The following is a 17,733-nucleotide window of genomic DNA, read 5'->3' as shown; positions in this document are numbered from 1 at the left end:
TGTGATCAACACAGGCAGAACAGGGCAAAAAAAGAACCCAAATGCACCATTTGGGTTCTTTTTTTGCCCTGTTCTTTAGCGCTTCAGCACTTTCACCGTCGTGAACTGGATGCCGCTGGCCACCCGCAACAGGAACATACCGGGTTGTTCCTGGCTGACGTTGAACTGCTGCGCTTCGGTTCCCCGGGCGGACTCGATCCGCTGTTCGGCCACGATCCGGCCCCGGATGTCGACGAGTTGAAAAAGAACCGGTTTTCCGGCAGCTCCCCGAACTTCTACCGCGATCTGATCACTCACCGGGTTCCCCAACACGGTCACCTCCAGCCCCCGTTCAGTCGGCTCCGCCGACAAGCGGGCGGGCGACGGGCAGTTCAGGTTTTGCGGTGCCCATTTCAGGGTGTAGCTCGAATGAAGCACTTTCGCACTGATGACGTGGGTTTTGCCATCTTTCAGGCTCGAGGGCGTCGTGAAACTGTAAGCGTGGGCTCCGTTGCCTTTGCCCGCCTTTTGCAGATCGTCCCGGTAAATCGACGCTTCGGTCGTCCCAACCGCTTTGCCATCGGCGTAGAATTCAACGATAACCGGTGCATTGGGTGCCTTGCGATCCCAGACCCAACCCCGGATCGACCCGCACTCCACCTTGTCCAGATACCCCTCGTAACTGCCCGTGGCCGGGTTCGACGGCTGCGGAACAGGCTCGGGCTCCGGGGCCGGTTTTTCCGGCGTGGAAGCCGCCTTCACCAGGAGTTGGAAGCTGGTGGTGACACTGGCCCCTTCGTTGTCCGTCGCTTTGACCGTAACGGTGGCCGTGGTGACCGTCGTGGGCGTTCCCGAAATCAGGCTGGCGCTGGCGTTGTAGCTCAGACCGGCGGGCAACCCCGAAACCTCCACCCTGGCGATAGTCCCATCCGGGTCCATAAAGTTACTTTTACCAACCGACAGGCTCAGGGCGGTCCCCACCGTCGCTTCGAAATTGGCCAGGGCCTTGCTCACTTGCGGAGACTGGTTCGTCACGGGTTGGCCCGACGGCTCGCAGGTCAGGTTTTTGGGTGCCCAACTCAGGGTGTAGCTCGAATGAAGCACTTTCGCACTGATGACGTGGGTTTTGCCATCTTTCAGGTTCGAAGGTGTCGTGAAACTGTAAGCGTGGGCTCCGTTGCCTTTGCCCGCCTTTTGCAGATCGTCCCGGTAAATCGACGCTTCGGTCGTCCCAACCGCTTTGCCATCGGCGTAGAATTCAACGATAACCGGTGCATTGGGTGCCTTGCGATCCCAGACCCAACCCCGGATCGACTCACATTCCACCTTGTCCAGATACCCCTCGTAACTGCCCGTGGCCGGGTTCGACGGCTGCGGAACAGGCTCGGGCTCCGGGGCCGGTTTTTCCGGCGTGGAAGCCGCCTTCACCAGGAGTTGGAAGCTGGTGGTGACACTGGCCCCTTCGTTGTCCGTCGCTTTGACCGTAACGGTGGCCGTGGTGACCGTCGTGGGCGTTCCCGAAATCAGGCTGGCGCTGGCGTTGTAGCTCAGACCGGCGGGCAACCCCGAAACCTCCACCCTGGCGATAGTCCCATCCGGGTCCATAAAGTTACTTTTACCAACCGACAGGCTCAGGGCGGTCCCCACCGTCGCTTCGGAATTGGCCAGGGCCTTGCTCACTTGCGGAGACTGGTTCCTGACGGGTTCAGCCGGTGTTTCGTTATCGTCCATCAGGTCTTCGATCAAATTCACCTGCACCGCTTTTTTCCCGGAATTGTTGTACTGCGTCGTCCAGCGGGCAGCAATCGGCCCATACGAATCCTTAAGAATTTCTGACAGTTTGTAACTGATCGATCCAGCGGTTTGCACCTGCGTAACAGGTTGGTCAAGCAGACCCGCCTTGATCACGCGGGCAATGAGCGTCCGGAGCGTGGGCTGCGCATCCCTCCCGCTAAAATTGGCCAGCGTCAGCATCGAGGCCCCGTGCTCAAAACACTCGGTCACCTGTCTGAAATAGGTGTCAATCGACACGGTTTGCCAGAACATCCCGTCGACCGCATTGATCATGAACGCACCGGGCTGGAGATTGCTGCGCACCAGGTCCATCGAAAACCGGTGATTGTACGTCGGGCCGTCGTTGAATTTCATCCCGTCGGCATTCTGATTCAGGCTTTTAAACGCGTACGTTGCGCGCAAACCACTCAACCGGTCCCAAACGGCTCCGTGCTGGTTGACCACCCGGATGGAGCTATTGACGGATTTGATGGTATTAATCATATCGCCCATAAACCGCTGGAGCAGGCGGTGCCGGAACACGTACCAGTCCTTACCGGTCTGGTTGTTGAATAACGAATACGGATCGCTCAACCGGCCGATCGGCGGATTAACGGCGCTCCAGTCGGTATAATTCGCCCCCCAGCGGCTGTTCAGGGTCGACAGTGAAAACCGGCTCTGTAACCACTGCCGGAAAGCCTGTTTCATCTGGTCACCGTAATCGAAGGCTACCACGTATTTGGTACCGTCGGCCTTGTGGTGCACGGGTGAATATTCCGATTCCAGGGCCGGAGACGCCACCACCGAAACAAACAGCAACTTGTTCTGGTCCTGCAGATAACGGTAGCGCGATACGGTTTCGCGGACGAAATTCCTGGCCATGTCGACGGTCGGCTGGTGGGCAAAACTGAACTGGGTGATACTTCCTCCGTCCATACGGGAGCCATCGGCCGATTTCATGGTTTCATCCGTCCCCCAAAAGCCGCCGAGTTTGGAGATACTCCGTCCGACAAAAACGCGCAGGGCAATTTTGAGCCCCAGCCGCTCGGCGGTTTTTACGTGAGAATCCACCACGGACCAGTTGGCCGTGCTTAGGGTAGTGGGGTATATTTTATCCCAGTTGATCGTAATTTCAACGGCATTGCAACCGGCAGCGGCCGAATTCTCAATATGCGCATCATCCACACGGGGATCAGATTCAAAGTTAAAAATGGTTAGGCCAATGTACCGCTGCTGGTTAATGGGAACCGGTGCGGAGCGCAAAGCGCCGGTGCGGAGTGAAACAGGTTCGGCGGATGCGTCGTCGGGTAAAGCGGCTGCTTTACCCCAGAACGACAGTAAGTTTAGTCCACAAAAAACGGTGAGGTAAACGACTGGTAAAAAACGGTTTTTCATTCAGTTGAGTTGATTAGTAAAATTGGGAATTATCATAAACTTGCTTGGCAAAGCACAAAACTTCCCCAAACCCATCGAAATGAATGGGGCCGGTTACTATTCGATAAAGCCGCATTAATCAGACAACATCCTGCTGCCTGTCATGCACTTGCTAAGAAGATGAACACATTGGAATCCTTCCAGAACGCCACTTCCTTACACGCACGAATAGAATTTTACTTGAAGATGAGGGACAGAACTCGTTATAATAACAATGTTATCAGACAGGTCTATATCCAAATACCGTGCAAAACTACCCGCCCCGGCAGTTCATTGAAAAGACAAATCTGATTTTTTGTGGTACAAATCAGCGTTTCACTCTGAGGTGTTGCCGAAACGTAACCGGTGTCTGGCCGGTGTTTTTTCGGAAAAACCGTACAAAGTAGGACGGGTCCTGAAAGCCTAACTGGAAGCTGATTTCCTTCACCGACTGGAAGGTATGTTTCAGTAAGAACCTGGCTTCCAGGATCAAACGCTCCTGAATAAGCTGGCTGGCGGTTTTGCCAATGACCTTCTTGCAGATCTGATTGAGGTAATGGGGTGTCAGGCTCATCTGGGCCGCGTAGTCGCTGACCTCCCGCACCGTCATAAACTGGTGTTCGATCAACTCTTCGTACTGGCGAATCCGTTCGTACAGGTACGAACTGTCGCCGTGCCAGCTCTGGTGGTACAGCCGGTCGGCCAGTTCGAGAATGATGTGCAGCGCCGACAGAATGACCTGATAGCGATTGGGGTGTTCGCTGCGGTATTCCTGGTAAATAAAATCGAGGATGTCGTCAAATAAGGCGTCCGGATCCGTCACCTCTACCAGCGGGGTGGATTTCTGGTCATGAAAAAACGGGTAGCGGTACAGCAAATGCCCCGAACGGTCCCGGCAAAAATCGGAATCAAAAAACAGGTTGTACCCCCGGGTGTCGGCCGAAAACTCCCAGCTGTGAATCTTACCGGGTGGAAGAAAATACAATTGATTGGGGGCTACTGAATACGGTTTTGAATCAATCGTGTGGATACCACTCCCCGCTTCGAACCACATGATCAGGTAATAATTGTGCGCGTGCGGTTGTTTTACGCCTTCCATTTCCTTCACCACATCCTCGAGCCGCGTCATGTGAAAGAGCGTATCGGGATCGGATCGCGAAAACGTTTGTAGCTGATAAACAGGCACCGTCGATGACATGGCAGAGAACCGGGATTGTAGAGCGTCGAACGAGGACTCCCGGTTGCGTTCATGCCGGTTTTTTCGGCAGGCTTCACTAAAACCGCATTTCCAGGAAACTACCCACCAGGTCTAACCTGCTGATCTGACGCCCTATACAAACAAATATATAGCTATAACGTTGGTTTTCCTATCAGATTGTCATTGACGGAAAAGGCCCCAATTATCCACGGCAATGGCGGCCCCAAAGCGCCGTTATTGCGCAAAACCGACCTGATTCCGCCGGAACCGGCAAAACGCAATACCTATACGTTACTATGTTCATACCTGACAGAACTCCGCTTTGACAGCGGTTTGTCCCCGGAACCAGGCCCCGGAACCCTGCGGAGAACGGGCGGTTTTTGCCGGGGCTGACCGGATGGCCTCCCCATTTACTTAACCGCCGGAATCCCGGCCTGCTCCGCCAGCTTGCTGACTTCCTGCTGAATCCGGTCAAAAATGCCGGGTGCCCAGACACTGGGCAAACCGTATACCATCTGGGAGGTTGCGCCTTCATAACCGCCTTCCTGCAAAATGACCGGCGACGGAATGTATCCCATGACATCGTTGGAATATCCCAGTACGAAGACATCGGGTCCAAACTGCTTTTTGCAGGCAATGGCGTAGTCGATTACCAATTCACCCCCGAAACTGAAAACCGCCTGATTGCCCAGTTGCCAGACCTGCAAGGGGTACGGATACGAGCTGCGCACCGGCTGGCCCTGCTCTTTTTCGGCCAGCATCCGGCTCGCCCACCGTTTCGGATATCCCTCCGCACCCTGGCTCATTTTGATCAGTTCGGACTGGGCGGGCGGAGGAGCCAGCGGCAGCTCGATCTCGGAATAGGCCGTGCGCAGTTGCGCGGGCAGGGGCCGCATCGGTTCATCCAGGACCCGATCCACCGCTGCGGCCAGTTCGCGGCCGTATTGCCGGGCCAGGGGAATGGTCCGGCGCGGGATGGGGTTCTGATCTCCGGCGGCTCCCTGGAAAAACAGGGCCGTGACCCCCGGATGAGCCTTTTCCAGTTCCAGTTGGGCAAAACCGACATAATCGCCCGACCACTGGTACTGGTCGAGCACCGTCGGGTGGCAGGCATATCCGAACGCCAGGGCTTTCAGTTTCCCGGCGGCATTCACCACTTTGATCACCGGAACGGCATAATCGTTAGGGCCGTTCAGATCGGTTTGCTCCCGCAGGTTGCCTTCGCTATTGTTCCGACGATTCACCTGAAACCGGGTGACGCCGTTCTGGGCAAAGAGCTGAACGGGCTCCATTTTCTGCAACGCCTGACTGACCAGCGCCACAATCTGGTCTTCCAGTTGCCGGGTATACCGGTCAATTTTGGCCCGTTCGTCCACATCCAGCGGATAAATATCGTATAAGGCCGACGCCAGAACGGGGCCGGAATGCGTGTGCGAACTATTGAGCAGAATCTGCGCTTTCGTCAGCCCGGCCTGCTGGTTGAGCCGGGTCCGGATGCGGTCGGAAAGGGCTTTCGGAAAACCGAGCAGATCGGTCGTAACCAGAACGGCTTTCTGGCCGCGTTCATCCTCCAGCGCCAGTGCCTTGGCCCACAAGTCGTGGAGGGTGCCCTCGGATGCGTGCGTCCGGGCCGCATACCCCGCCATCCACTGCGGTTCTTTCGGGGTGATCACCATGCGGGCCACGCCCGCTTTCCAGCTTTGGGAAAAACCGGAACTCGCTACCAGAACCGTCAGCAGCAGCCAAATCGCCCGACACCGTGTTTTCATCTAGAAATCAAATTGTAAGGGTTGTAACCATCGTCGCCCAGTTTTTTACGGACCAAGGAGTCAGGATCGCCAAAGCGCTCCGTAGCAGGGTAAGGCCGCAGTTCGGCACTTTTACCGTTTCTCAAACCAGATATTTTTCACCCGTCCGCCCGACAGCCGAAAACCGGTCACTTTCTTCTGCTCGTTTTTCACGAATCGAAGGCTGCCAGGTCGGCCCGTGAACTGATCGACGCCAGTGGGATCGGCATCCAGTTCGGTTTCACCAAGGCGCATATGCTGCATTTTCAGTTTTCCGTTCACGAGTTCAATCTTGTATTCGGTGGCGAGTTCCGGGCAGTAATAGGTTCCGGCAAACAACGGCAGCTCGGTCGGATCCGGCGCCCAGGGCGTGATCCGCTTCGCCAGAATAGCCTTGTATTTCAAGCGATTGACCTCACCGTTCGGATCCGGCACAAACGTCATGGCAGCCCCGTAGGCATCGATCCAGATCACCGAGTCCGACTTGGCTTCGGTCGGAAATTTGGCCTCGCCATTGGCCTGCGTCATGAGTCGCCCGTTCTCCACCGTCAGCGTCACCGCCCAACCCGTCCCCAACTGATACACGCCCGCGTATTTCTTCGCCAAAGCCGGTTTGAGCGGAATGGTCGGACGGTCTTTCAGCCCGGCGTTCGGATTGGCGACAGCGGCCGATTTGAATTTCGGTTTCAGAAAAACGTCGGCCACCGCGGCCGCGAAACCGCCCACATTAAAATCGCCCGAATTGCTAAGCAGGATGATCGACAGTTTTTCGTCCGGGTAGTTCGTCAGGATGGTCCGGTAGCCCGCCCAGCTGTCGCTATGGTTGACAACCTTGAGTCCCCGGTCGTTGCCGGTGGCCAGGCCGTAGCCGTAAGCGACGGTTTCGCCGTTGTTCAGCTGCCCCAGGGTTAGCATGCGCGTATAGACCGGATTGTTCGCGGCCACTTCCCGGTCGAAATGCTGCACCCATCTGGCCAGATCATCCACCGTCGTAAACAGCGAACTGGACCCGTAGGCGGTCAGAGCACCGGGCGTTTTGACAAATTCGCCCGGGCGGGGCTCGTATGAATACGCCAGATTTTTAATCAGTTTGGTGTAATCGTTCTGAAACCGGGAGGAGTTCATGTGCAACGGTTTGAAAATACGCGCGTCCATCCATTGATGGAACGGCTGCCCACTTACTTTTTCCACCAGTGCCGCCAGCAGGTTATAGCCGGTATTTGAGTACGAATACCGCTCCCCCGAATCAAAATCGAGGTCTTTCTGGTTGCGCACCATCCGCATGATGTCGTCAAACGAAAACACTTCGTCCCAGCGCCAGCCCGCGAGATGCAGCGTCTGCGGCCAGTCCCGCAACCCGCTGGTGTGGTGAACAAGGTGGCGAATCGTGATGGTTTTGGCGAATATGGGCAGATCGGGCAGGTATTTCCGGATATCGTCGTCCAGGTTCACTTTGCCTTCCTGAATCAGCGTCGAAACCGCCAGTCCGGCAAACTGCTTGGATACCGAGGCAATGTCAAAAACCGTCGCGGTAGTAATGGGAATGTCATATTCCAGATTGGCCATGCCGTAGCCTTTGCCGAAAATGAGAGCGCCGTTCTGAAGGACGCCTACCGCGCAGCCGGGGCCGTTCGGGCGGTTGTACGCGGCAAAGATGGCGTCCATTTTCGTGCGAACCGAATCGGCCGGAAGCTGCGCCCAGGCGTTTCCGGTCAGCAGAAGGAAGGACAGAACGAGCCGTAAAAAACCGGGAGCAGAGACGTTTTTCATGAGCATTTACGAGTTATAGGATCGGATACTGGCTGCGTAAACCGTTCAGAACAAGCCGGTTTTGAGCGAACTAACAAACTTATTGCAAAGACGTTACAAAAACGTTAAATTTTCAAAAATTGACTAGCCTGATCCGGAAACAAACCCGTAAGATCCCTACCCTTTCAGCCCGTAACAACCATGAAACTCCCCGGCGGTGATTTGTTTACTCTCCTGTTCTTTTTCATCGGCGTAACCCTGGTGGGTATCGGATACGGCCTTTACCACAGCCGCCAGCAACTGATCCGGAAGGGCATTGCAACCCAGGGCCTTGTCATTGACCTCCACCGCGTCAAACCGCACGAATACCCGCTGGCCCCGTCGATCCGCTACCGAACCGCCGACGGCCAGGAACGGGTATTTCACAGCTCGTTGGGACGCAACCCGCCCGCCTACCAGATTGGCGAAGAAGTAACGCTGTACTACGATCCCAAACAGCCCGACCGGGTACAACTCCAGGGCGATTACCTCCTGGTGTACGTGCTGGGCGGCATCGGTTCCATTTTTCTGCTGCTGTCGGTCTGGAGTGTTCCCGAAGCCCTCCGGGCCGTCTGGCAATGGGCGCTGGGCTGACCCTGAAACCATCTTACCACTACAATTTCCCCACTCCATGAAAGAAAACTACTCCTCCCCCAACGGGACGTACACGGTTCTGTTTGACGTTTTTGAAGTCCGGATGAGCCATTGGCTCGAAGTCCCGCGCGTTGTACGGGTGGCCGATCAACAGCCCCTGTTCGATTTGCAGGGCGACGTCTGGAGCACCAGCCAGGTGACCTGGCTGACGGATTCACAGCTGGAATTGCAACTTCGCAAATACCCGGGCCTGGTTTCCTGCGCACTATTGCTCGATTTCCACAACGGAACCGGGCAAGCCAGCTGCGGCCCGGCCCGGTTCGAAGGCACCCTGAATGCCGTTCAAAGCTGGGTGCTCTCGCACTGACCACCGCTTCGAACCGGTAAAAATGAACGCGGGGCCCTTACTCGAGGCCCCGCGTCGTTCGAATCCCTCCGGTTTCTTTCCGGCTGGTTATCCAAAAAATCAGCCTTTAGGGATTCGCCTTAATAAAGGTATACGTTCCCAAAATGTAGTAGGGCAGACTGGTCTGGTGATTGCCGGTCGGGATCGGAACCAGTTGAACGGTCGATCCGGCCCCTCTGGCTTGCATGGCCATATACGCATTCTGCGAATTGAGGAAAAACACCTGCGGGTCATCCGTGCCGTGGTACAGTTGCAGGGGCTTCAGCGGTTTCCAGTCAAACACATCATTGTCCGCCAGCGCATTCAGAAAGTTGGTATCCGTTCCATTGGCAACGCCGGCTTTGAAGGAGGTGGTAAAGATCTGATCGAAACTGACGGTCAGATTGACGGCCAGACTCTGGCTCACAATCTGCCCCAGATAGGGATCGACAAAGTAACTACCCGGCGAACGGTTCAGTCCATACAGTTTGTCGTAGGTCATTAGCACCCACAGGTAAGTCCGGTTATAATTGGCGATCCCGTGCGAGGGAGTGCTCAGGAGGCTTTTGGTAAAGGCGGTTTTATCATACGCTCCGGCTCCGGCGGTGACCGCTTTCAAATTGAATTCGGCCGGGACTTCATCCTGCATTTTCTTATAGAGGGCCATCGTGGCGTACCCCCCTTCCGAATACCCCGTCAGGTACAGGCGGGTATCCCAATTGATGCTGTTGTTTTGAATAAATTCCTTCGCAGCCCGAAGCATGTCCAGACTGGCCTGCGCGAGTCCTTCCCGGTGTTCGTACGTATGCAGCAGCAGATTCAACGGATTGGATGGATCCCCGGATTCGCCGAACCCAATGTAATCGGGACAGGCCATGATATACCCATTGGAGGCAAATACCGAAGCCGCCACGTACGCTTCACTGGTCATGGCGTAGTTGGACGGCGCGTCATTATTGGTAAAAATAGTACCGTGTTGCTGGCTGATCATCGGCAGGCCAACCGACGGAGGGGCCTGGGGCACAATCAAGGCACCGGACGCCCGAATGGGCTGCCCGTTGGGTGCTTTGGTGTTGTACACCAGTTTATACACCTTAATGTTGTAGAGTAAGAATGTCTGGGCCGGAATTTGAGCCGGTAAATTTAACGCGGCCAGCCGGGGCGCCAACTGATCGACAGGCACCTCGGCCACCAGCGAGCTACTCACCAGGTACGAGGGGGCTGGCTGGTGATCGACCAGGGTACAACTGGCTAAATAAACGGTGAGAAAAAGGGCAACCAGGGCGGTTTTGAGGGGTACGAACGACGATCGAAAGCGGGATCGAGACGGAATAGGCTGCATTATATAGAACGTTTAAGTGAAAATAAATTCGGCCACTATCGTACTAAACTACCCAGGGTCCCCTCCTACTATTCCGTCCTCACGCCGGTGTCTTGCGCATCCAAATCCCCCTTATCTGCCGGCAAATTACCGCCCCTTTGCACCCAATGACTATCAATTTTGTACCAATCTCTATCAATTCTGAAACAGGAGAGAAAAAACCGCCCGAATGGGGCGGTTTTACAGGAAGTCTACCCGCCCGGAAAGTATCCGGGCCTTTTCCCCATCACCCGGTTTTGGCAGGACGCCTACGGGCGGGATTTACTGGCCCGGTTTTTGAAAGATGGCGTCGTCAACCGGCGCGTTAATGGTGACTTTGTTGGTTGTAAAAATCAGCGTTCCGGCCTGGTCGTTGGCCATTTCCATCTTATTCGCAAATTTGATGCCTTCCACGTCCCTGTAATCCGCAAAAAACATTTCACCGGGTTGCCCGTTAAACGTCATTCTGACTTTGCGGATCAAGTTCGAACCGGCATCGATAAATTCGTCCACCACCTGCCCTTCTTTTGTCGTGATCCGGAGGTGGTAAACATCCTTTCCGTCTATTTTTTCCTGGCCCACCAGGTCAACCTTGTGGCCTTTTTCCCTGTAATTCACCAGGGGGCCAAACGGATCGAGCTGGCTGATCTGTTGCTTGACCATGTCCGCGGGCATGTCTTCCGGTTTACCCGAACCACCCATCATCGACGGCCGAATCATCCAGCCCGTTGCTCCCGTCAGTACCTGAACCATCGGACTTTCCATGATCACTGATTCGCTCCGGATCGCTTTTCCCACAACGACCGTGGTTTTATTCGGAATTTCCATTCCCTGCACCGAGAGGGTGCGTTCCGTGTAGAGGGATTTTACGCCGTTTAATTTATCCAGACCGCCCAGAGCGGTAACGTGTTTGTCGATGATCTCATCCACGGTTTGGGCAGACGCGCAGAACGAGAGAAAAAAGGCGATGGCCAAAGCCCCGAATGGAGTAGTTTTCATGGCAGCTGGTTTATGGATTGACTGGACAACGGAAAAAGCGGCTTTCGGTAAACGTAAGCCCAAACCGCCAGTAAAGCAAGCGACTCCGCAATAACTTACTAAGCAGCGGTTCAGGGCTTTCCTTTTTGATTTTGTGTCCGTCAACCGAGGTTCCGCGGTCCATTCATTACCTTAACAAATACAGCTTCAACGGTTACTTCAGGCCGGTAACCGGTTTTATGCCTAACCGGTCGCACCAGCCCAGAAACGTTTGGTAGGTATCGTCCAGTACGCTCAGCTGCTCCGCGGGAATTGTTTTGACGTTCGACCGGCACACCAGCTCGATGGGCAAACCGCGCTTTTTCAGAAAGTATTTGGAACTCAGTGGGTAGAACTTCGAGATAACCGGTTCGGTCCGGGTAATTTCGGCCTGGATCCATTGCACATCGGCAGCTTTCGACGGGTCATTGGCGTACTGACACAACCAGCTGTGAATTTCGGGGTAAAAATTCCCGGAGATGGGTGACATGCCGGCGGCCCCCTTTTGCAGGGATTCGGCGGCTGTGGCGGTATGAGCGTTGTAGAATTCCAGTTGCGTACCGCGGGCAATCGCCAGCTTCGTTTCGATGTTTTTAATATCCTCCGAGGTATCCTTGTGGTAAATCAACCGCTTGTCGGAAACGAGGGATTTAAAAACATCCGGCGAGAGCAGGCGCTTGTAGGGGTTCGGGCATTCGTAGGTGCCCAGCTTGATGCTACCGGTTTGCGCCAGAAACGCTTCGAAATTCTTCATCAACACGGCATCGCTCTCGCTGGCCTGCGCAAAGTGGCTGGAGATGAGAATAACGCCATTGACGCCCGTGTCGTATATTTTTTTGGCAAACGCGACCTTGTCGTCCAGCGAATCGCCGAAGGAACCCGTTGAAACTACCCCGGTTTTACGACCGGCCCGCTTCACCACATGCCGGGTCAGCTCAAGGCGCTCCTGGTCGTTCAAAAAATACATTTCACTGCTGAGGCAATTGGCAAAAAAGCCTTTGGCACCCGCCTGCCCGTAAAAATCGATGAGCCGCGAAAGCGTATCGTAGTCAATCTTCAGGCTGGCGTCGAACGGCGTGATCATGACCGGGACAAACTTTTTTACACCCGGTTTTACGGACTCTCCGGATTTCGGAAGCCAAGGAGACGGTTTGATATTGGCCAAAACAGGCTGAGTATGAATGACTTCTACACCGGCCATAAGGCCGAGGGCCGCCCGGGCCAGGCGTTCAAAGGAAGCCCGGCGGGATAAAAGTGGCTTTGGTTCCATTATCAGATCAGGAGCGTAGGAATGGTTTCTTTTCCGTAAGTACTCCGAATACGCCCGTTCATACGCTTCCATCCATGAAATTTTATAAAAACAGGTGGTGATCGGTTTCTTTTACTCCGGCTTTTGTTCAACGCAGACCAACCCGAAAGCCGGACAACGGGCGGTTTGGTAAAATTTGTTTAAATAATAGAAATTATCATAGTACACTCTTCCCCTTTTGCTGTATGCTACTTGGCAAGTTGCCATGCATGATCACCAGCGAGTACCTGTACTCTCATTCCAACCCTTTTACTTTCATGAACAAAAAGACTCTACCCGAGGATGCCCATCTTCATCGGTGCAAATGGCCTGCCCTCCTGACTGCCCTTGCCGTTCTGGCGGTTGCTTCTCATCCGGCAGTAGCCCGAACGCCGGAAACCGCAGGATACCAGACCGTAAAACCGGGCATCCGGCAGCCACCGGTTGCTGACATCATTCGCGGAAAAATAACCGATGAAAAAGGCGATGCGCTCCCGGGCGTCAGCATCGTCATCAAAGGCACCCAGCAGGGAACCACCTCCGACGCAGCCGGTAATTTCTCCATCAATGTCCCGTCTCCCAATTCGGTACTCGTTTTTTCATTCGTGGGCTATACCGCCCAGGAAGTAACCGTGGGCAGCAACACGTCCCTGACCATCAGACTACTGGCCGAAAGCAAAGCCCTGGATGAGGTCGTCGTCACCGCCCTGGGTATCCGGCGGGAAACCAAGTCGCTGGGGTATTCGGTAACGAAGATCGACGGTGACAATTTTACCAAAACCCGGGAAACCAACTTTGCCAACTCCCTGAACGGGAAAGTGGCCGGGGTCAACATCAGTCCGGCCGCCACCGGTCCGGCGGGTTCCAGCCGCGTGACCATCCGCGGCAACACCTCTATTTCGGGCAATAACCAGCCACTGTACATCATCAACGGTCTTCCGATGGACAACACCCAGTTTGGCGGCCCCAAAAACGACAATCCGGACTATGGCGACAATATTTCCAGCCTCAACCCGGATGATATCGAGGACATTACCGTTCTGAAGGGTGCCACGGCGGCCGCGTTGTACGGTTCCCGGGCTAAAAACGGGGCTATCGTCATCACCACCAAATCCGGCAAAGGCAATAAAGGGCTGGGCGTTGAATTCAATACCAACAACACCTTCGAAGTCCCTTTTTTCCTCTGGGAACTGCAAAAAGAGTACGGGCAGGGCTACGGCGGAGTCAAACCGGCCAGCCAGCAGGACGCGGCCAACCACGGCCAGAACCACTGGGGATCGTTGTATGACGGTTCGGAGACGGTGCAGCTGGACGGAGTTAAACGACCGTATTCGTACGTGAAAGACCAGGTTCTGGACGATTTTTACGGCGTCGGACACACCAGCACCAACAGCCTGTCCTTCTCGGGCGGGGGCGACAAGGGCAGTTTCCGGCTGGGTATTACGGATATGCGCAACAAAGGCATCATCCCGAATGCCACCATGCGCCGGAACAACATCAGCCTGGGTCTGAACCAGAACATCACCAAAAACCTGACGCTCTCGGCCAACGTGGATTACATCAACGAGCGTGTCGATAACCGGTATGTGTTTACGGGCAATTCCGGGAACAGCGCGGGAACCATCCTGTACGTCAACAGCAACATGCCAACCAGCGCGCTCTCGCCGGGTTACGACGAAAACTTCAAGGAGAAGGTGCTGGGAACGGACTTAAACGCGACAAACCCTTACTACACCCTCAACCGGATCAAAAACCGGACGGACAAGGACCGGTTTATTACCACCCTGAACCTGCGGTATAATATTTTCGACTGGCTTTTTGTGCAGGGGAAAGTCGGCCAGGATTACTACGGTTTCATGGCCAACAAGATTGTTCCCGAAGGAACCGGTTACCGGCCCGCGGGCCAGATCGATCAGGCACAGCAGACTTTCTGGGAACGGAATTTTGAAGGAATGATCGGGTTGAACAAAAACCTGACCAACGATTTTGACCTGGCGGTCAACCTGGGGGGCAACCTCATGTCGCAGCACCGGTATACGACCACCATTCTGGGCTCCGGTTTTGTGGTTCCTCAGTTGCACGTGATCAACAACACGGCCAACCGCAACACCACCACCGCCACGTACGACAAGAAAATCAATTCGGTTTTTGCAACCGCCGAACTCAGCTTCCGGAACTATCTGTACCTGAACCTGACCGGGCGAAACGACTGGTTTTCAACGCTAAACCCCAAGTCCAACAATTTCTTCTATCCGTCGGCCGGGGTGAGTTTTGTGTTCTCGCAGGCGATGGACCTGCCGAAAGCCATCAGCTTTGGCAAACTTCGGGTGGCCTATGCCGCCGTGGGGGGCGATACCGACCCGTACCTGCTGAACCTGACCTACGGGTTGCTGCCGTACAATTACGGCGGAATTTCGCTCGGAACGATCAATCAGTTTACCGTGCCCAACAGCAGCCTGCGACCGCTCAGTGTGAACGAGTTTGAAGCCGGTCTGGATCTGCGGTTATTCAACAACCGGCTCGGTTTCGACATTGCAGCCTATAATAAACTGACCACCAATGACATTGCCGTCGAGAGCATTTCGTCTACGACCGGTTATTCGGGGGTTTCGGTGAACGTGGGCGAAATCCGAAACCGGGGAATTGAATTCCTGGCGACGGTTAAACCGGTCACGAATTCGAACTTCACCTGGGATCTGTCGCTAAACCTGGCCTACAACAAAAGTAAAGTTCTGAAAATATCGAACACCTCCAAGGAACTGATCCTGGCGACGTCCACCAAGGCGTTCATCAAACACGTCGAAGGCGAAGAATACTCGCAGATTGTCGGTCGAACCATTCTGCGGAACGAGCAGGGACAGGATATCATCGATGCGACCGGGCTGCCGATCGTGCCGACCAATGTGGTTTCGTTCGGTTCCGGGATTCATAAATACACCACCGGTCTGATCAACAATTTCTCGTACAAAGGGCTGACCCTGTCAGCGCAGGTGGACGGAAAATTCGGGGGCAAGATTTACTCGGAAACCAACTACAGCCTCGACCACCGGGGTATGTCCCCTAGCTCGTTACTGGGCCGGGCGGCTGGGGCCATTCTTCCCGGGGTGACCGAAAAGGGCGAAGTCAACAACGTGCTGGTATCGGCCGACCGGGTCAACAACCGGGCCATTGTGGTCCGTAGACGGGATGCGCTGGACGACTACATCTACAATGCCAGTTTTATCAAACTCCGGTATGTGTCGCTGACGTACAATTTACCAAAACCGGTTTTTGAAAAGCTGGGCTTTGTGAAGGGAGCCAGTGTTTCGGCCGTGGGCCGGAACCTGCTGATTCTGATGAAACACACGCCCGGTCTGGACCCCGAAACCAACCTGTCGGCGGGCAACGACCAGGGGATCGAATCAACCCCGCTCCCACCCACCCGCAGCTACGGATTCAACGTAAACTTGAAATTCTAATCAGGCCAATTCCAATGGAGATGAAAACCTTATTTTCGATAATCGTGACCGGCAGCGTTTTACTGCTTTCTGCCTGTGACAGTGGTTTTGAAGAACTCAATAAAGACCCCAACGCCGTCACCGCCGACCGGTTTAACCCGGTTTACCTGTTTACGACCGGGCAGTATAACACGGCCAAGGGCGACGAAAGCAACACCCTGAATTATGCCGAACCGTTCGTGCAGCACATGGCTTCCCTGAGCAATGTCGGAATCTTTGATTTTCAGGGTGATAAGTACGTTTATCATAAGGGAAACAACGAGAATTTGTGGAAAGCGACGTACAATGCCGTGGCCGGTTCGTCCAAATTGATCGAGGACGTGATCGCCCTGTCCAAGGATAAACCGCAGTACCACAACCTGTACCACATGGCCCGAATCTGGAAAACCGTGATTTATCACCGGCTTACGGATATGTACGGCGACGTTCCGTATTCGGAAGCCAACCAGGGCTATTACAAGCAGATTTACAAGCCCAAATACGACGCCCAGAAGGATATTTATGCTCACATGCTGGCCGAACTGGAAGATGCTACCGCCAAACTGGATGCCAAGCAAACGCTCGTCGGCACGGCGGACATTATCTACCAGGGCGACATTCTCAAATGGAAACGCTTCGGCTATTCGATGATGCTCCGGCTCGGGATGCGGCTGTCTAAAGTGGATCCGGCAGCGGCCGAGTCCTGGGTCAAAAAAGCGGTGGCGGGGGGCGTGTTTACCTCCATCAGCGATAACGTGTTTATCAAGGGAACCGACAAAGCCGGAACCCAGGAGATTCTGACCAACGGGCAGAGCTGGATTCTGAGCGTGTCGGGACGAAGCCCCGGCAAGATCTCCAAAACGTTTTTCGACTACATGAAGAGCCATAACGATCCCCGGCTGAAACATACCGTTGCGGTTTATACGGACCCCACCAACGTAGCGACCAAAAACACCGATCCGGCCGTTCAGAAAGGAATGCCCAACGGCCTGGACCGGATTACCCTCCCCGGCAACCCCAGCTACGATCCGAAGGCCCCGGGCCAGGAGCACCAGTTTTCGGGCGTAAACCGGGATGTTTTTGCCAAACTGGATGGACCGAGGATGTTCATTACCTACGCCGAGGTGCAACTGATGCTGGCGGAAGCCGCCGTTCGCGGCTGGGTGACGGGAGATGCCGCTCAGTTCTACCAGAATGGCGTAACGGGCGCCATGAAGATGCTTCAGCAGTACGACGCATCGGCGACGATCTCCGATGCTGAAATTGCGGCCTATCTGGCAGCCAATCCGTTTGCGGGGGCGGCCAACCGGGAAAAAGCCCTGGAACAGATCAATTCCGAGTATTGGGTTGCGACGTTCCTGAATGGGTATGAGGCCTACGCCAATGTACGCCGGTCCGGTTACCCCAAATTAGTTCCGGTCAATTATCCGGATAATGAAACCGGCGGCACGTATCCCCGCCGTCTGCGCTATCCGGACGACGAACCGGTCTTAAACGCGGATAATTACAACGCATCGGTCGCCCGGCAGGGACCCGACAATTACAAAACCCGCGTCTGGTGGGATAAACCGTAAGCAAATCCGTCTGTACCGTATTGAAGAAGTCTCCCCATCCGGGGAGACTTCTTCTGTTTATGGCAGTTTCGTTCAATTCCGGGCCGGTTTGGCCCCTTTAT

General features: G+C 54.8%; 11 protein-coding genes. 4 read left to right on the top strand and 7 right to left on the bottom strand.

Going from position 1 to position 17,733, the window contains the following annotated elements; translation table 11 throughout:
- Positions 1 to 75 precede the first annotated feature (75 nt).
- The 4 genes from ACFPMF_RS02890 to ACFPMF_RS02875 all read right to left on the bottom strand — a co-directional run bounded on the left by ACFPMF_RS02890 (position 76) and on the right by ACFPMF_RS02875 (position 7,920).
- On the bottom strand, positions 76 to 3,147 hold the full coding sequence (locus ACFPMF_RS02890; protein ID WP_379840927.1) for a putative Ig domain-containing protein: 3,072 nt from the start codon (positions 3,145 to 3,147) through the stop codon (positions 76 to 78).
- A 346-nt stretch (positions 3,148 to 3,493) separates the two neighbouring features.
- A complete protein-coding gene (locus ACFPMF_RS02885) occupies positions 3,494 to 4,363 on the bottom strand; it encodes a helix-turn-helix domain-containing protein (protein WP_379840926.1) in 870 nt (289 codons plus the stop codon).
- Positions 4,364 to 4,773: 410 nt separating this feature from the next.
- Positions 4,774 to 6,132 carry a neutral/alkaline non-lysosomal ceramidase N-terminal domain-containing protein gene (locus ACFPMF_RS02880; protein WP_379840925.1) on the bottom strand — a complete coding sequence of 453 codons (1,359 nt, stop codon included), beginning with the start codon at positions 6,130 to 6,132 and terminating at the stop codon, positions 4,774 to 4,776.
- Between the two features lie 111 nt (positions 6,133 to 6,243).
- Positions 6,244 to 7,920 (bottom strand): serine hydrolase domain-containing protein, encoded by a 1,677-nt coding sequence (locus ACFPMF_RS02875; RefSeq protein WP_379840924.1) that lies wholly within the window; start codon positions 7,918 to 7,920, stop codon positions 6,244 to 6,246.
- 180 nt (positions 7,921 to 8,100) lie between these two features.
- On the opposite strand from ACFPMF_RS02875, the gene ACFPMF_RS02870 reads away from it, so the two are divergent.
- Together ACFPMF_RS02870 and ACFPMF_RS02865 are read left to right on the top strand one after the other, a co-directional pair.
- On the top strand, positions 8,101 to 8,532 hold the full coding sequence (locus ACFPMF_RS02870; RefSeq protein WP_379840923.1) for a DUF3592 domain-containing protein: 432 nt from the start codon (positions 8,101 to 8,103) through the stop codon (positions 8,530 to 8,532).
- Positions 8,533 to 8,569: 37 nt separating this feature from the next.
- Entirely contained in the window at positions 8,570 to 8,899 is a 330-nt protein-coding gene (locus ACFPMF_RS02865) for a hypothetical protein (protein ID WP_379840922.1), read from the top strand.
- A gap of 106 nt (positions 8,900 to 9,005) precedes the next feature.
- Here ACFPMF_RS02865 and ACFPMF_RS02860 read toward each other — a convergent pair whose 3' ends face one another.
- The 3 genes from ACFPMF_RS02860 to ACFPMF_RS02850 form a co-directional block, all read right to left on the bottom strand.
- Complete coding sequence (locus tag ACFPMF_RS02860) at positions 9,006 to 10,259, bottom strand: alpha/beta hydrolase family protein (protein ID WP_379840921.1); 1,254 nt, start codon at positions 10,257 to 10,259, stop codon at positions 9,006 to 9,008.
- A 300-nt stretch (positions 10,260 to 10,559) separates the two neighbouring features.
- Positions 10,560 to 11,276 carry an outer membrane lipoprotein-sorting protein gene (locus tag ACFPMF_RS02855; RefSeq protein ID WP_379840920.1) on the bottom strand — a complete coding sequence of 239 codons (717 nt, stop codon included), beginning with the start codon at positions 11,274 to 11,276 and terminating at the stop codon, positions 10,560 to 10,562.
- A gap of 193 nt (positions 11,277 to 11,469) precedes the next feature.
- Entirely contained in the window at positions 11,470 to 12,564 is a 1,095-nt protein-coding gene (locus tag ACFPMF_RS02850; protein ID WP_379840919.1) for a dihydrodipicolinate synthase family protein, read from the bottom strand.
- A gap of 296 nt (positions 12,565 to 12,860) precedes the next feature.
- On the opposite strand from ACFPMF_RS02850, the gene ACFPMF_RS02845 reads away from it, so the two are divergent.
- Positions 12,861 to 16,040 (top strand): SusC/RagA family TonB-linked outer membrane protein, encoded by a 3,180-nt coding sequence (locus ACFPMF_RS02845; protein WP_379840918.1) that lies wholly within the window; start codon positions 12,861 to 12,863, stop codon positions 16,038 to 16,040.
- A 20-nt stretch (positions 16,041 to 16,060) separates the two neighbouring features.
- On the top strand, positions 16,061 to 17,632 hold the full coding sequence (locus ACFPMF_RS02840; protein ID WP_379840917.1) for a SusD/RagB family nutrient-binding outer membrane lipoprotein: 1,572 nt from the start codon (positions 16,061 to 16,063) through the stop codon (positions 17,630 to 17,632).
- Positions 17,633 to 17,733: the final 101 nt, after the last annotated feature.

Source organism: Larkinella bovis, assembly GCF_042655385.1.
GTDB lineage: Bacteria > Bacteroidota > Bacteroidia > Cytophagales > Spirosomataceae > Larkinella > Larkinella bovis.
The sequence above is the reverse complement of the archived record's forward strand: the minus strand, read 5'-3'. Positions and strand labels throughout refer to the sequence as shown.

Excerpts from the sequence above, each read along its gene's own strand:
- ACFPMF_RS02890 (WP_379840927.1), bottom strand. The coding sequence starts at position 3,147 with ATGAAAAACCGTTTTTTACCAGTCGTTTACCTCACCGTTTTTTGTGGA.
- ACFPMF_RS02885 (WP_379840926.1), bottom strand. The coding sequence starts at position 4,363 with ATGTCATCGACGGTGCCTGTTTATCAGCTACAAACGTTTTCGCGATCC.
- ACFPMF_RS02880 (WP_379840925.1), bottom strand. The coding sequence starts at position 6,132 with ATGAAAACACGGTGTCGGGCGATTTGGCTGCTGCTGACGGTTCTGGTA.
- ACFPMF_RS02875 (WP_379840924.1), bottom strand. The coding sequence starts at position 7,920 with ATGAAAAACGTCTCTGCTCCCGGTTTTTTACGGCTCGTTCTGTCCTTC.
- ACFPMF_RS02870 (WP_379840923.1), top strand. The coding sequence starts at position 8,101 with ATGAAACTCCCCGGCGGTGATTTGTTTACTCTCCTGTTCTTTTTCATC.
- ACFPMF_RS02865 (WP_379840922.1), top strand. The coding sequence starts at position 8,570 with ATGAAAGAAAACTACTCCTCCCCCAACGGGACGTACACGGTTCTGTTT.
- ACFPMF_RS02860 (WP_379840921.1), bottom strand. The coding sequence starts at position 10,259 with ATGCAGCCTATTCCGTCTCGATCCCGCTTTCGATCGTCGTTCGTACCC.
- ACFPMF_RS02855 (WP_379840920.1), bottom strand. The coding sequence starts at position 11,276 with ATGAAAACTACTCCATTCGGGGCTTTGGCCATCGCCTTTTTTCTCTCG.
- ACFPMF_RS02850 (WP_379840919.1), bottom strand. The coding sequence starts at position 12,564 with ATGGAACCAAAGCCACTTTTATCCCGCCGGGCTTCCTTTGAACGCCTG.
- ACFPMF_RS02845 (WP_379840918.1), top strand. The coding sequence starts at position 12,861 with ATGAACAAAAAGACTCTACCCGAGGATGCCCATCTTCATCGGTGCAAA.
- ACFPMF_RS02840 (WP_379840917.1), top strand. The coding sequence starts at position 16,061 with ATGAAAACCTTATTTTCGATAATCGTGACCGGCAGCGTTTTACTGCTT.